The following is a 14,498-nucleotide window of genomic DNA, read 5'->3' as shown; positions in this document are numbered from 1 at the left end:
TACTTTGTCTACAAGCTGAAGCATGTTCTCTATTTTAGAGAGCATGCTTTTTTTTTGCGAAAACTTTCTTCCTTGTACAGTTCCATTTTCAAAGTTGCTTATGTTAGTAGTTGATCTCCATTCCAGGTTGCACGTTTTCCACGGGGCGTGCGGTGAGCCTCCTGCCGCTTTGCGCCATTAGGAGTCGGCAACCTTACGCTCCAATCAACATGCATAAGAAGAGAATGAAAAAAGATTAAAACATTCAAAATCAACAAACCTATAGAAAACAGCAATTCAAAAAAATATTGCTTTTGTCTTTCTCTACAACAGTGATAATTGACAAGTAAAATGTTGCTGCAGAGAGGGTTTGTGAAAGGCTTAATTGAACAGTTGATTGGAGTGGAAAGTACGAGAATCCTGCGGGACAGGCGGGCAGGTGAGACACTTAAGAGTGAAACGTACGAATGTGGCTCACCGCCTGCCCTGTGGAAAGCGAGCACCTGAAACGGAAATCAACCACTGCCAAGAGCAACAAGGATTACGTAAACGCTCTTAAGATTTTGTCATATTCTTGTCCGAAAAGCGTATACCTAACATATAAGTTATTTTGACAAAAATAGAGAAAATAAGAACTTTACTTCTCTCATAAACTGACAGACTTTCAAACAACCTATACGTTATACTGATTTCAAAATTAAGAAAGGAGAAAACCAATGACCCTTTATTTGGATGTCATTTGGTTTCTTAATTTCTGCATTGATTATGTTCTAATCTCTCTGACAGCGTATGTGCTCAAGCGCAATGCATCGAAAAAGAGAATCCTACTTGCTTCATTATTAGCATCGAGTTATGTGCTTTTAGTGGTCTTCCCGGAACTTATGTTATTTTCACAGCCGATCATGAAATTTATCTTATCCATTTTCATTATGATTGTAGCGTTTGGCTTTAAGCGTTTCAAATTTGTATTGAAGAATATTGCCATGTTTTATTTTGTTTCTTTTGTGACAGGTGGAGGTATTTTCGGTCTTCATTATTTTATGCAAAGTGATGCAGCGATTATGAATGGAGTTATCACGACAAAAAGCTCAGGCATGGGCGACCCAATAAGTTGGCTTTTTGTTGTAGCAGGTGTACCTCTTCTTTGGTACTTTTCAAAGAAAAGAGTAGATGATATTTCTGTGGAAAAAATGGATGCTAACAGTCTAGTAAAAGTGAACATTAAAATCGATGAAATATTTTTATCTGCAAATGGACTTATTGATACTGGTAATAAATTATATGATCCGATTTCTAAGATGCCCGTCATGATTCTTGATATGAACATACACGGTGATTCATTCCCAGAAAAAATTGTATCTGCTGCCAAGGATGTTCTTGCTATGAATATTGATGACGATGAGCACCCTTGGCTCAATAGGCTTCGCATCGTACCCTACCGTGCAGTTGGACATCAGCAGTTTTTAGCCTGTTTAAAACCGGATTACGTTGAAATTGAAAAGGATGGAATAACTGTAGCGTCTCCTCCGTGTCTTATTGGTTTGAGTTGGACTGTATTATCTAGCGAAGGTCAGTTCGACGCGATCGTTCATCCAAAGATGTATCTGCAACATGTACAAGCGTCTTAAAAATAATACAAACCAATAACCTAATACAATCGGAAAGAAATTGAATTATATAATGTGAAAAAAAATACTTCAATAACAGTTGTAAGTGAAAACAACCTAAATAAACAAAGATAATGTGAAAGGGGAGTTTACATGTTCAACAAGTGGCGTCTTAAGATAACAATGTATTGGTATAAGTTATTATTTAAGTTGGGGCTGAAGTCTGATGAGATTTATTATATTGGTGGAAACGAAGCTTTACCTCCACCACTAAGCAAAGAAGAGGAAGCGGTTCTGCTTGAAAAACTTCCTTCTGGTGACCAGGCAGCCAAATCTCTTCTGATCGAAAGAAACCTCCGCTTAGTTGTTTACATTGCACGTAAGTTTGAGAATACAGGGATAAACATTGAAGATTTAATAAGTATTGGAACGATAGGCTTGATTAAAGCGGTGAACACGTTCAACCCAGAAAAAAAGATCAAGCTGGCCACTTATGCTTCAAGGTGTATTGAAAACGAGATCTTGATGTACTTACGTCGTAACAATAAGACGCGTTCTGAAGTATCGTTTGACGAACCGTTAAATGTAGACTGGGACGGTAATGAACTTTTGCTCTCAGATGTTCTCGGTACAGAAGACGACATTATAACTCGGAGAATTGAAGCAAATGTAGATCGGAAACTTTTATTAAAAGCCCTGTTTACATTAAACGATCGGGAAAAACAGATTATGGAACTTCGTTTCGGACTATCAGGTGGAGAAGAAAAAACTCAGAAGGACGTAGCGGATATGCTCGGTATATCACAGTCTTACATTTCAAGGTTAGAAAAAAGAATTATAAAGAGACTTCAAAAAGAATTTAATAAAATGGTTTAGCACATATTTTATATAGGTTTTGATTCGTTACTACCGTTTTCTCCAAAATGACAATTGCATAAATTTCCCTCCATTCGGTGATACTTAAATTTGAAATTAGCTCCCGGCAGGAGGGAAAAGACTTGACAAGAAATAAGGTTGAGATTTGCGGAGTTGACACATCAAAGCTTCCTGTTTTAAAAAATCCAGAGATGCGTATTCTTTTTGATAAGATGCATAAAGGTGATCCTGATGCACGCGAAACTTTGGTTAACGGAAACCTCAGACTCGTTCTGAGTGTCATTCAAAGGTTCAACAACCGCGGAGAGCACGTAGACGATTTATTTCAAGTAGGTTGTATTGGGCTTATGAAGTCCATAGACAATTTTGATTTAGGTCAGAATGTTAAGTTTTCTACCTATGCAGTCCCGATGATCATTGGTGAAATTCGCCGGTATCTTCGTGACAATAACCCGATACGAGTTTCTAGAAGCTTAAGGGATATCGCATACAAAGCACTGCAAGTTCGAGATCAGCTTATGAACAAACTATCTCGGGAGCCAACAGCACAACAGATTGCAGAAGCTTTAGATGTACCGAAAGAAGAAGTGGTCTTTGCTCTTGATGCCATCCAAGATCCAGTGTCATTGTTCGAACCGATCTATAACGATGGTGGTGACCCGATCTTTGTTATGGATCAAATTAGCGATGATAAAGCAAAGGACATGCAATGGATTGAAGAAATTGCATTAAAAGAAGGAATGCGCCGTTTAAACGATCGAGAGAAAATGATCTTAACGATGCGTTTCTTTCAAGGAAAAACGCAAATGGAAGTAGCGGATGAGATCGGTATATCACAGGCTCAAGTATCTAGGCTTGAAAAAGCAGCGATCTCACAGATGAATAAAAATATCCAAAGCAGTTAAAACCCGTTTTTTTCGGGTTTTTTATTTTTGGACAGAAACATGAAACAGCTTTGTCCTTCATATACTGTTGTAAGAAAGGCGGGGATTACAGATGAATAAAATTTCAGATTTTCAAGTGAAAGACGTAGTTAACGTAGCAAATGGAAAGAAGCTCGGTCATATAGCAGATCTTGAAATCAATTTAAATACAGGTAAGATAGATGCGATCATCATCCCTGGTGCAGGAAAGATGCTTGGATTTTTTGCAAGAGAAAACGATATCGTTATACCTTGGAGAAATATAGTTAAGATCGGTGCAGATGTTATTCTTGTAAGACATATGGAAGCAAGTGAATTAAATGAATATGTTAAAGAACCGTTTGATCAATTGAAATAAACGGTTCTTTTTTCTTTCTTGCCTGAAAATGTGGTAAAATAAAGATAAAACTTTCCAGGAGGATAACATACATATGAATACATTTGAACGATCTGGAAAGCATCTTGCAATAAAGAGTTGGCAGAAGTTAAATTCTAAGGTTAATGCGGGTTTCACAACACGTGAAGGCGGGAATAGTACAAGGGCCTTTCATTCTATGAACATGGGTTTTCATGTTAATGATGATTCAGATAAGGTCCGAGAAAATCGTAAGTTATTTTCGAAAGAGATCAATTTTCCTGTTGAAAATTGGATAGGTTCACAACAAGTACACGCTGCAAAAATCGTGAAGGTATCAAAAGAAGAGCGAGGCTTAGGTTCCTTAGATTTTGAAACAGCAATACCTGATACAGATGGCTTATACACATCAGATGAAGACATCCTTTTAACGTCTCTTTATGCGGACTGTGTTCCTCTTTATTTTTTCTCACCGAACGATAAATTAATTGGACTCGCACATGCGGGATGGAAAGGAACTGTTGCGAAAATTGGACCAGCCATGATCAACACTTGGCAGGAAAAAGAGAGTGTTGACGTGAAGTCGATCTTGGCCGCAATTGGGCCTTCAATAGGGCACTGCTGTTATGAAGTAGATGATAGAGTAATAAATGAAGTAAAGGTAGCTTTAGATGGAGATATAGAAAAATCGGTTTATAAAAAAAATACAACAGGGAACTATCATTTAAATTTAAAAAAACTGAATGAAATCCTTCTCTTAAGAGCTGGAGTACTGCCTGAAAATATTATCGTTTCAGAACAATGTACGAGCTGTCAAAACGATGTATTCTTTTCACATCGGAAAGACAGAGGCAAGACGGGAAGAATGATGAGTTATATAGGCAGGAAAGGGGATTAATTAAGAATTGGGTATCAAGGAAAACAAAGAACAGATATTTAATGAAATTCAAAGAGCATGTGAGAAAAAAAACAGGTCTTCAAAGGCCGTTAATTTAATCGCTGTAACGAAATATGTGAGTAATGAAACTACGAAAGACGCTGTTTCCGCAGGTGTCGAACATATTGGTGAAAATAGGATAGAAGGATTGTTATCCAAAAAGGATTTTCTAAAAGACCTACCTGTTAAATGGCACTTTATCGGCACTTTGCAAACTAGAAAAGTAAAAGATGTTATCGAACATGTGGACTACATTCATTCATTAGATCGTATAAGTTTAGCGAGTGAGATTCAAAAACGAGCAAACAAGACCATTTCTTGCTTTGTACAAGTAAATGTAGCAGAAGAAGATTCCAAACATGGTTTGCCAGTAAAAGATGTGGTCGCTTTTGTCGATAACTTAAAAGACTACGATCGTATTAAGGTTGTCGGACTTATGACTATGGCACCTTTTACTGATGATGAATCCTTAATCAGAAACGTGTTTTCAACATTAAAGCAACTTCAATTGAAGATACAAAAACTAGAAATGGTTCATGCCCCTTGTACAGAGCTATCTATGGGAATGTCCAATGATTTTTCGATTGCAGTTGAAGAAGGTGCAACATTTATTAGAATAGGGACGAGTTTAGTAGGAAAAGAATTTTAGGAGGTGGAACAGATGGGAATCAAAACAAAATTCAAGCGCTTTTTTGATCTAGAAGATGATTATGAGTATGAAGACGATTATGAGGAAGAAGCAATGCCTGAAGAAGAAATTACACCTTCTCATACGAAAAAAGGTAAACCAAACGTTGTAAGTCTTCAAAGTATTCAACAACAAGTTAAGGTTGTACTCGTAGAACCACGTGTATATGCGGAAGCACAAGATATTGCAGATCAGTTAAAAAATCGACGAGCTGTTGTTATGAATTTGCAAAGAATTCCGCATGATCAAGCAAAAAGAATCGTAGACTTCTTATCAGGGACTGTTTACGCAATCGGTGGAGATATTCAAAAGTTAGGACCAAATACTTTCTTGTGTACTCCTGAAAATGTAGACGTTTCCGGTACGATCTCAGAAATGATGGAAGAAGATTAAATCAGGCAGGTGAAATTTATTGAACATGATCTATGCAGTTCAGGACGTAGTACTAACTCTTATTCAGATCTACTATTACATGATTATCGGGTACATACTATTATCTTGGTTTCCAAACGCACGTGAGTCATCGATCGGTCAAGTGATCGCAAGACTTGTTGAACCTTATCTATCTCCATTTCGTAAGATTATTCCGCCACTGGGTATGATTGATCTTTCGCCGATCGTAGCTCTAATGGCACTTCACTTTGCTCGTTTTGGAGTAGCTGCGATTGCAAATATGATTGCACGTTCACTGTAGGTCTTTTTATGAGTATCTATCAACATTATAGACCAGATGAGCACGAATTTGTGGATCGGGTTATGCACTGGAAGTCAGAGGTGTTGGAGAGGTATAGTCCAAAACTGACTGATTTTCTTGATCCGCGAGAACAAGAAATCGTAAAAACAATCGTTGGAAATGATACAGAAGTCCGCCTCTCATTATGGGGAGGCTCTTCTTTTTCTGAACGAAAAAGAGTATTGATCTACCCTGATTATTTTGATGTTCAAAACGATGATTTTCAATTAGTCTGTTATAACATTCAATATCCCGCAAAATTTTCTACGATTGAACATAGAGATGTTTTAGGTGCTTTAATGAACATCGGTGTTAAACGAGGAAAATATGGTGATATTTTAATTTCAGGAGATCTTGTTCAGTTCATATGTGCGACAGAGATCGCTGGGTTTATTGAATTAAACTTAAAGAAAATCGGAAAAACAGGCATTAAGTTACATACGATTCAAGAAAACGAATTGGTAGAAGTAAAGACTGAATATAACGAAATGAGCGGAACCGTGTCTTCTCTGCGACTAGATGTAATTGTCGCTGAAGTGTACAACCTTTCACGTGCAAAAGCATCTCCCTTGATTCAACAAGGACGGGTTAAGCTAAATCATAAGATCGTTGACCATGTTTCAACTGAAATGATGGAAGGTGATGAGCTTTCTGTAAGAGGATTTGGCAGAAGTAAACTCATTGCGATTGAAGGAACGACAAAGAAAGAAAAGTGGCGTATTCGTTACGGACTTTTAAAATAAATTCCATAAATAGAAGGATTAACAGAAAATTTGTCGAAATTAGGTAAAAAATACTGCATCTATGGAGGTGGCCGTTGTGCCTTTAACACCATTGGATATTCATAACAAGGAATTCACAAGAGGTTTCAGAGGGTATAGTGAAGATGAAGTGAATGACTTTTTAGATCAAGTCATCAAAGATTATGAAACAGTGATCCGAGAGAAGAAAGAACTAGAGGAGACGGTAGCAAACCTTGAAGAAAAGATCTCTTATTTTAAAAACATTGAGGAAACGCTAAATAAGTCGATTCTTATTGCTCAAGAAACAGGTGAAGAAGTAAAACGCACAGCTACTAAGGAAGCTCGCTTAATCGTAAAAGAAGCGGAAAAGAATGCGGATAGAATCATTAATGAATCGCTATCTAAATCTCGAAAGATCTCAATGGAAATTGATGAATTGAAGAAACAGTCTTCGGTTTACCGAACGCGTTTTAAAATGCTGATCGAAGCTCAACTCGAAATGCTAAAGAACGATGATTGGGATTCTTTAAATGCACCCGATAATCTCGAGGGCTATGAACTTCAGGAAGTAAAGTCGTAAGCTTGACATTACTTTGAAAAATCGCATATACTTTTCTAAGATTAATATGTGACGAAGACAGGGACAGTAAAATATTTTTATCTATTTAAGCGATCTAGGAAATGGTGCGAGCCTAGTATAGAGAAATATTCGAAGATCACCCTTGAGTTCTTGGACTGAAAAAAGCAGTAAGTTCAGGCGCTTCATCCACGCTACGGATGACTAAGCGGGTTTCATGTATCTCATGAACCTATTAGGGTGGTACCGCGGGATAACCTTCTCGTCCCTACTGTTAGTATGCAGTAGGGGCGGAAGGTTTTTTTGTTTAGTACGGTACTTTTGGTCATCTGTCACGTTTTATCGTATGAAGGAGGAAAGATGATGAATTATAAAGACACGTTATTAATGCCGAAAACAGAGTTTCCGATGCGAGGAAATCTTCCTCAAAGAGAACCTGTCGTTCAAGAGAAATGGAAAGAACTAGACATCTACAACATGGTGCTAGAAAATACGAAGGACTTACCACCGTTTATTCTGCATGATGGACCTCCTTATGCGAATGGTGATATTCACATCGGGCACGCAGAGAATAAGATTTTAAAAGATATCATCGTACGCTTTAAATCTATGACAGGTCACTATGCTCCATACGTTCCGGGGTGGGATACTCACGGTTTGCCAATTGAAACAGCGCTAACGAAAAGCGGCAAAGTAAAACGCAAGGAACTAACAGTAGCAGAGTTCCGAAAGCTCTGTGAAGAGTATGCGCTGAAACAGGTCGATCACCAGCGTGAGCAGTTTAAACGTCTAGGTGTTCGTGGTGATTGGGATAACCCATATATTACGTTAGATAAAGGGTATGAAGCCCGACAGATCGAAGTGTTTGGCGAAATGGCTAAAAGAGATTTAATCTACAAAGGTCTAAAGCCCGTATATTGGTCTCCTTCCTCTGAATCTGCATTAGCAGAAGCAGAGATCGAGTACCAAGATAAACGATCAGCTTCTATTTATGTAGCGTTTGATGTAAAGGATGGAAAAGGTGTTCTTGATACAGATGAGAAACTTGTAATCTGGACAACGACTCCATGGACAATTCCAGCGAACTTAGGAATCTCTTTACATCCAGAATTAGATTATGTTTCTGTTCAAACGGAAAATGGAAAATATGTTGTTGCTGAAGCATTATTAGAATCATTAACACAAGAATTTGAGTGGGTACAAGCTGAAGTAGTGAAACGCTTTAAAGGTGCTGACATTGAGCATGCAGTAGCTAGTCATCCTTTATACGACCGTGATTCATTAGTCATGCTAGGCGATCACGTAACAACGGATGCAGGTACTGGGTGTGTTCATACAGCTCCTGGTCATGGTGAAGATGACTTCTTAGTAGGTAAAAAATACGGTTTAGAAGTATTGTGTCCAGTTGATGACAGAGGGGTTATGACGAAAGAAGCACCAGGATTTGAAGGTTTGTTCTATGATGAAGCAAATAAGCCGATCACTGAACAACTACAAGAAAAGGGTGCACTTCTAAAGCTCTCTTTCATCACTCACTCCTATCCACATGATTGGAGAACGAAAAAACCGGTAATCTTCCGTGCAACTGCTCAGTGGTTTGCTTCAATTAAAGGAATCCGTGAAGATATGCTACGTGCGATTGAAGAAGTAAACTGGGTTCCAACTTGGGGTGAAACACGATTACACAACATGATTAAAGATCGTGAAGACTGGTGTATCTCTCGTCAAAGAGCATGGGGTGTTCCAATTCCGGTCTTTTACGGTGAAGATGGTGAAGCGATTCTTACAGAAGAAACGATTAGTCACGTTGTAGAATTGTTCAGAGAGCACGGATCAAATGTTTGGTTTGAAAGAGATGCAAAAGATCTGCTTCCTGAAGGATTTACTTCTCCTCATAGCCCAAATGGCCGTTTCTCAAAAGAGACAGATATCATGGATGTTTGGTTTGATTCAGGTACATCTCACTGGGGTGTTCTTGAAGAGAGAGAAAACTTAGTAAGACCTGCAGATCTATACCTTGAAGGTTCTGACCAATATCGTGGATGGTTTAACTCTTCTCTTTCTACATCTGTTGCAATCACTGGCAAGTCTCCTTACAAAGCAGTTCTAAGCCATGGTTTCGTTCTGGATGGAGAAGGACGTAAGATGAGTAAGTCCATTGGGAATACATTAGATCCGATCAAAGTGATGAAGCAGCTAGGTGCTGATATCATCCGTTTATGGGTATCTTCTGTTGATTATCAATCTGATGTTCGTGTATCCGACGACATCTTAAAACAAGTTGCTGAAGTATACCGTAAGATCAGAAACACACTTCGTTTCTTATTAGGTAACCTGCATGGCTTTGATCCGAATCAGCATTCAGTGAAGTTTGAAGATATGCCTGATCTAGAAAAATACATGATGGTCAAACTTGATAAAGTAGTAGCTAAAGTGAAAAAAGCTTACGAAGAATATCAGTTTATCACGGTATATAATACGATTCACAACTTCTGTACGATCGAGTTGAGTTCGTTCTATCTAGATATGGCAAAAGATACTCTATACATTCAAGCAGAGGACGATCATAAACGTCGTAGCATTCAAACTGTGCTTTATCAATCTTTAATGGCACTTACTAAGCTTTCTGCTCCTGTTCTTTCTCACACGGCTGATGAAGTGTGGGAATACATTCCAGGTGTTGATGAAGTGAGTGTTCAATTAACAACAATGCCAGAAGTGAAGAACTACCAAGGTACAGAGAAGCTTGAAAAAGACTGGGATGTATTCATGGATGTTCGTGATGAAGTATTGAAAGCACTTGAAGAAGCGAGAAGTCAAAAAACAATCGGTAAGTCACTAACGGCTTCCATCACTCTTTATCCAACAAAAGCTTTAAAACCTTGGTTAGAATCAGTAGAAGACTTGAATAAGCTCTTTATCGTTTCTAAAGCTGAAGTTGGAGGAGTAAAATCAGAAGCTCCTGAATCTGCAGGAGTGTATGAGCATGTCGCTGTTTCAGTTAGCTCTGCAGAAGGTGAAACATGTGAACGCTGCTGGGTTGTTTCTGAAGATGTTGGGAAGAACGAGAGCCATCCAACACTTTGTGCAAGCTGTGCAGAGATCGTAGAGAAACATTACGCTTAAGAGATGTTCATTGAAAGTAGTTGATTTCCGCTCCAGGTTGCACGCTTTCCACGGGGCGAACGGTGAGCCTCCTGCCGCTTTGCGCCATTAGGAGTCTCCACCTGACCGCTCGTCCCCTAGGAGTCGGCAACCTTCCGCTACAATCAACTTGCCAAGATGTGAATGAATTTGCAGCTTTCGATCCAATAGAAATGAGAACAAACAAAATCCCGCATTTTGCGGGATTTTTGCTTGTTACAGTGTACATCATTGATGTCAGACACAAATTAAATTGTAGAACGTCCGATGGCTGTGCTACAATTCATAAAGACATTAATTTCTGTATCGGAGGAGTTCTATTGTTTTATTATCTTGTAGCTTTGTTAGTCTTGATGATTGATCAGGTGACAAAGTGGCTAATCGTAAAGAATATGGAATTAGGGCAATCTATTCCTGTTATTGATCAAGTATTCTACATAACCTCTCACCGAAACAGGGGAGCAGCTTTTGGTATCCTCCAAGACCAGCGATACTTTTTTATCATTATTACCGTTATTGTTGTGGGTGCAGTGATTTATTATTTACAGAAACACGCACATGATACACTCCTTAAAACGGCGCTTGCTTTGGTATTAGGAGGAGCTGTTGGTAACTTTATTGATCGTTTGCTTCGCGGAGAAGTTGTTGATTTTCTAAATGTTTACATCGGCAGCTATGACTTCCCGATTTTTAATGTAGCCGACAGTGCACTTGTTGTAGGTGTTGGTTTGATTTTTATTCAAAGTTTTATGGAAAGCAAAAAGAAGGAGCCAGAAAATGAACAAATTTGAATATACGGTAACTCCTGAACTAGCAGGAAACCGTATTGATAAAGTTTTATCTGATGTACAAGATGATTGGTCACGTTCACAGATTCAAAACTGGATCAAAGATAAGATCGTATTGTTAGAAGGAAAACCCGTAAAGTCTAATTATAAATGTGCCGCTGGTGATGTGATCGAGATTGAAATCCCAGAACCAGAAGTACTAGATGTTGTTCCAGAAGAGATGAATCTGGATATCGTGTATGAAGATTCTGATGTGATTGTTGTAAATAAGCCTCGTGGGATGGTCGTACACCCTGCACCTGGCCATTACAGTGGAACACTAGTCAACGGACTTATGGCACACTGTAAAGACCTATCTGGAATCAATGGTGTACTTCGTCCTGGGATCGTGCACCGTATAGATAAAGATACATCTGGTTTATTGATGGTCGCAAAGAACGATAAGGCTCATGAATCACTTGTTGATCAGCTTAAAGCCAAAACGACAACACGTGTTTATAAAGCGATCGTTCATGGAGTGATGCCACATGACCAAGGTACGATCGATGCACCGATCGGAAGAGATAAAAGTGATCGTCAAAAAATGACGGTAACAGATGAAAATAGCAGAGATGCTGTTACACACTTTAACGTGATTAAACGTTTTACGAATTACACATATGTAGAGTGTCAGTTAGAAACAGGACGTACGCACCAAATTCGAGTTCATATGAAATATATTGGATTCCCATTAGCAGGAGATCCAAAGTACGGTCCTTCAAAGACTTTGCAAATTGAAGGTCAAGCGCTTCATGCACAAACTCTAGGATTTGATCACCCTAGAACAGGTGAATATATGGAGTTTGAGCGTGAAATTCCTGCTGATATGGTTGAACTATTAGATCTATTAGAGAAAAGAAGTTGACAAACGGTTAAGGGTTTGTCATAATCAATGTAACTTAAATAGTCCTTTAACTTTAGTCCCGTGAGGCTGAGAAGGAAACGTTATTTATGAGAATTCTTGTTTAGGATTTCTCTATCCTCTCGTCATGCGTGACGGGAGGATTTTTTTTTGGGGAAATAGCGGTTAAAGGCAACAAGACTTAAAGGAGGGTTTGTTATGTCAAAGACAGTATTAATGGATGACCAAGCAATTAGAAGAGCACTTACTCGAATCGCGCATGAAATTATCGAGCGTAATAAGGGAGTTAAAGACATCGTATTAGCTGGCATAAAGACCCGTGGTGAATTTCTTGCAAAGCGTCTTGCTGAACGAATAGAGCAGATTGAAGGAAATGCTGTTTCAGTTGGTGTAATTGATATCACATTGTACCGAGATGATCTTAAGATTAAAACGGACAATTCTGAACCCGAAGTAAAAGGAACGGATATTCCGGTTGAAGTGACAGACAAAAAGATAATCCTAGTAGATGATGTTCTTTATACAGGTAGAACTGTAAGAGCGGGAATGGATGCCATCATGGATCTAGGACGAGCTTCTAATATACAGCTTGCGGTTCTCATTGACAGAGGACATAGAGAGCTTCCGATTCGAGCAGATTATGTTGGAAAGAATGTTCCAACATCGAGTGAAGAAATTATCTCCGCTTCTTTAATAGAAGTAGATGGATTCGATGAAGTATCCATTTCAACAACTAAATAAGTCCCTTTAAATTCAGTCCAGAGAGGCTGGCAAGGGAGGTATCAATCAAGTGACACGACTCGTGTACACTTGTGCCTCCGCGGCCTCTTTTGCAAAATGCAGAAGAGGTTTTTTTATTGCAAGTGTAACGTACCAAATCAGGAGGTTCATATAATGGAAAACCAGACAAAAGCAATTTTAGATGTACATGATAAACCATCACCCGTTCAATGGTTAACATTGAGTTTACAGCACTTGTTTGCGATGTTCGGCGCTACAGTGCTAGTACCATTCTTAGTAGGACTTCACCCAGGTGTTGCACTCGTATCTAGTGGACTTGCAACGCTAGCTTATCTTTTAGTAACTAAAGGACAAATTCCTGCTTATCTTGGATCAAGTTTTGCCTTTATTACACCGATCTTAACTGTAAAAGCTTTTGGAGGGCCAGAAGCAGCCATGCTAGGAAGCTTTTTAGCAGGGTTGGTTTACGGAGTTGTAGCCCTTTTGATCAAAGGATTCGGTTTTAAGTGGCTGATGAGAGTTTTACCACCTGTTGTAGTCGGTCCAGTAATCATCGTGATCGGTTTAGGGTTAGCAAATGTAGCAGTTGGTATGGCAATGAACGATCCAGCAACAGAAAAATATAGCTTGATGCACTTTACGGTAGCTTTTTTTACTCTAGCCGTAACAATCGTTTGCTCGATCTTCTTTAGAGGGATTTTAGGAATCATCCCGATTCTGATTGGAATCATTGCTGGCTTTACCTTTGCATACTTCAGAGGAATCGTAGATTTTACGAAAGTAGCAGAAGCAAAATGGATACAGGCACCGGATTTCTTTGTACCTTTTGTAAACTATCCACCTGACTTTACTTGGAGCATCGCAATGATCATGATGCCGGTTGCCGCGGTAACGATCGCAGAACATATCGGACATCAGCTCGTGCTTTCAAAAGTAGTCGGACGAAACTTTATTGAAAAGCCAGGACTTCATCGCTCGATCTTAGGCGATGGTATGGGGGTTATCATCGGCTCTTTAATCGGAGGACCTCCCGTAACAACGTATGGTGAAAATATAGGGGTGTTAGCGATCACACGCGTATACTCGGTCTTCGTGATCGGAGGAGCAGCTGTAACAGCGATTCTGTTCGGATTCTCTGGAAAAGTAACAGCACTGATCAGTACGATTCCAACAGCAGTTATGGGCGGGGTATCCATCCTATTATTCGGAATCATCGCTTCATCAGGCCTACGCATGTTGGTAGACAACAATATTGATTTTGGAAACAAAAGAAACTTAATTATCTCTTCAGTCATACTAGTAACAGGTATAGGTGGAGCAGCATTAAAGCTTAATGAAAACTTTGAAATCGCTGGTATGGCATTAGCAACGCTTATCGGTATCGTGTTAAACCTAGTGCTGCCAGGAAGAGAGAATGACAAAGATCTTATAAACAAAATGTTTAAAACAAGCGATAACAACACAGCCGCATAAAACACCTTTTAACTAAGTACGAGAGACTTAAAA

15 protein-coding genes and 1 other annotated feature are annotated in these 14,498 nt (G+C 39.0%); all 15 genes read left to right on the top strand.

Annotation, left to right across the window (positions count from 1 at the left end; translation table 11 throughout):
* The first annotated feature begins 695 nt into the window (after window positions 1–695).
* The 15 genes from spoIIGA to P4V41_RS12640 all read left to right on the top strand — a co-directional run bounded on the left by spoIIGA (window position 696) and on the right by P4V41_RS12640 (window position 14,465).
* A complete protein-coding gene (gene spoIIGA / locus P4V41_RS12710; protein ID WP_328085323.1) occupies window positions 696–1,607 on the top strand; it encodes a sigma-E processing peptidase SpoIIGA in 912 nt (303 codons plus the stop codon).
* 132 nt (window positions 1,608–1,739) lie between these two features.
* Window positions 1,740–2,462, top strand: coding sequence for an RNA polymerase sporulation sigma factor SigE (gene sigE, locus P4V41_RS12705; RefSeq protein WP_328085321.1), 723 nt, complete (start codon window positions 1,740–1,742; stop codon window positions 2,460–2,462).
* A 122-nt stretch (window positions 2,463–2,584) separates the two neighbouring features.
* The gene (gene sigG, locus P4V41_RS12700) at window positions 2,585–3,367 is read left to right on the top strand and encodes an RNA polymerase sporulation sigma factor SigG (RefSeq protein WP_066240567.1); all 783 of its coding nucleotides are present in this window, start codon (window positions 2,585–2,587) and stop codon (window positions 3,365–3,367) included.
* Between the two features lie 91 nt (window positions 3,368–3,458).
* Window positions 3,459–3,743 (top strand): YlmC/YmxH family sporulation protein, encoded by a 285-nt coding sequence (locus P4V41_RS12695; RefSeq protein WP_066289211.1) that lies wholly within the window; start codon window positions 3,459–3,461, stop codon window positions 3,741–3,743.
* Window positions 3,744–3,816: 73 nt separating this feature from the next.
* Window positions 3,817–4,638 (top strand): peptidoglycan editing factor PgeF, encoded by an 822-nt coding sequence (gene pgeF / locus P4V41_RS12690; protein WP_328085319.1) that lies wholly within the window; start codon window positions 3,817–3,819, stop codon window positions 4,636–4,638.
* Window positions 4,639–4,645: 7 nt separating this feature from the next.
* A complete protein-coding gene (locus P4V41_RS12685) occupies window positions 4,646–5,326 on the top strand; it encodes a YggS family pyridoxal phosphate-dependent enzyme (RefSeq protein WP_328085317.1) in 681 nt (226 codons plus the stop codon).
* 12 nt (window positions 5,327–5,338) lie between these two features.
* Entirely contained in the window at window positions 5,339–5,758 is a 420-nt protein-coding gene (locus tag P4V41_RS12680; protein WP_328085316.1) for a cell division protein SepF, read from the top strand.
* A gap of 25 nt (window positions 5,759–5,783) precedes the next feature.
* Window positions 5,784–6,059 (top strand): YggT family protein, encoded by a 276-nt coding sequence (locus P4V41_RS12675; RefSeq protein WP_419181310.1) that lies wholly within the window; start codon window positions 5,784–5,786, stop codon window positions 6,057–6,059.
* 8 nt (window positions 6,060–6,067) lie between these two features.
* On the top strand, window positions 6,068–6,841 hold the full coding sequence (locus tag P4V41_RS12670; protein WP_328085315.1) for an RNA-binding protein: 774 nt from the start codon (window positions 6,068–6,070) through the stop codon (window positions 6,839–6,841).
* 76 nt (window positions 6,842–6,917) lie between these two features.
* The gene (locus P4V41_RS12665; RefSeq protein ID WP_137789726.1) at window positions 6,918–7,421 is read left to right on the top strand and encodes a DivIVA domain-containing protein; all 504 of its coding nucleotides are present in this window, start codon (window positions 6,918–6,920) and stop codon (window positions 7,419–7,421) included.
* Between the two features lie 45 nt (window positions 7,422–7,466).
* Window positions 7,467–7,691 (top strand) — a binding site (T-box leader).
* Window positions 7,692–7,781: 90 nt separating this feature from the next.
* Window positions 7,782–10,544, top strand: coding sequence for an isoleucine--tRNA ligase (gene ileS / locus P4V41_RS12660; protein WP_328085313.1), 2,763 nt, complete (start codon window positions 7,782–7,784; stop codon window positions 10,542–10,544).
* 338 nt (window positions 10,545–10,882) lie between these two features.
* Window positions 10,883–11,353: a signal peptidase II gene (gene lspA, locus P4V41_RS12655; RefSeq protein ID WP_328085311.1), complete on the top strand. Its 471-nt coding sequence runs from the start codon at window positions 10,883–10,885 to the stop codon at window positions 11,351–11,353.
* Window positions 11,340–12,254 (top strand): RluA family pseudouridine synthase, encoded by a 915-nt coding sequence (locus tag P4V41_RS12650; RefSeq protein ID WP_328085309.1) that lies wholly within the window; start codon window positions 11,340–11,342, stop codon window positions 12,252–12,254. Before lspA ends, P4V41_RS12650 begins: the two co-directional genes overlap by 14 nt.
* 195 nt (window positions 12,255–12,449) lie before the next feature.
* Window positions 12,450–12,992, top strand: coding sequence for a bifunctional pyr operon transcriptional regulator/uracil phosphoribosyltransferase PyrR (gene pyrR / locus P4V41_RS12645; protein ID WP_197127665.1), 543 nt, complete (start codon window positions 12,450–12,452; stop codon window positions 12,990–12,992).
* Between the two features lie 153 nt (window positions 12,993–13,145).
* Window positions 13,146–14,465, top strand: coding sequence for a solute carrier family 23 protein (locus P4V41_RS12640; protein WP_328085307.1), 1,320 nt, complete (start codon window positions 13,146–13,148; stop codon window positions 14,463–14,465).
* The last annotated feature ends 33 nt before the right edge of the window (window positions 14,466–14,498 follow it).

The organism is Fictibacillus nanhaiensis (assembly GCF_036213205.1).
Lineage (GTDB): Bacteria > Bacillota > Bacilli > Bacillales > Fictibacillaceae > Fictibacillus > Fictibacillus nanhaiensis_E.
This window is presented reverse-complemented; position numbering and strand designations above follow the sequence as displayed.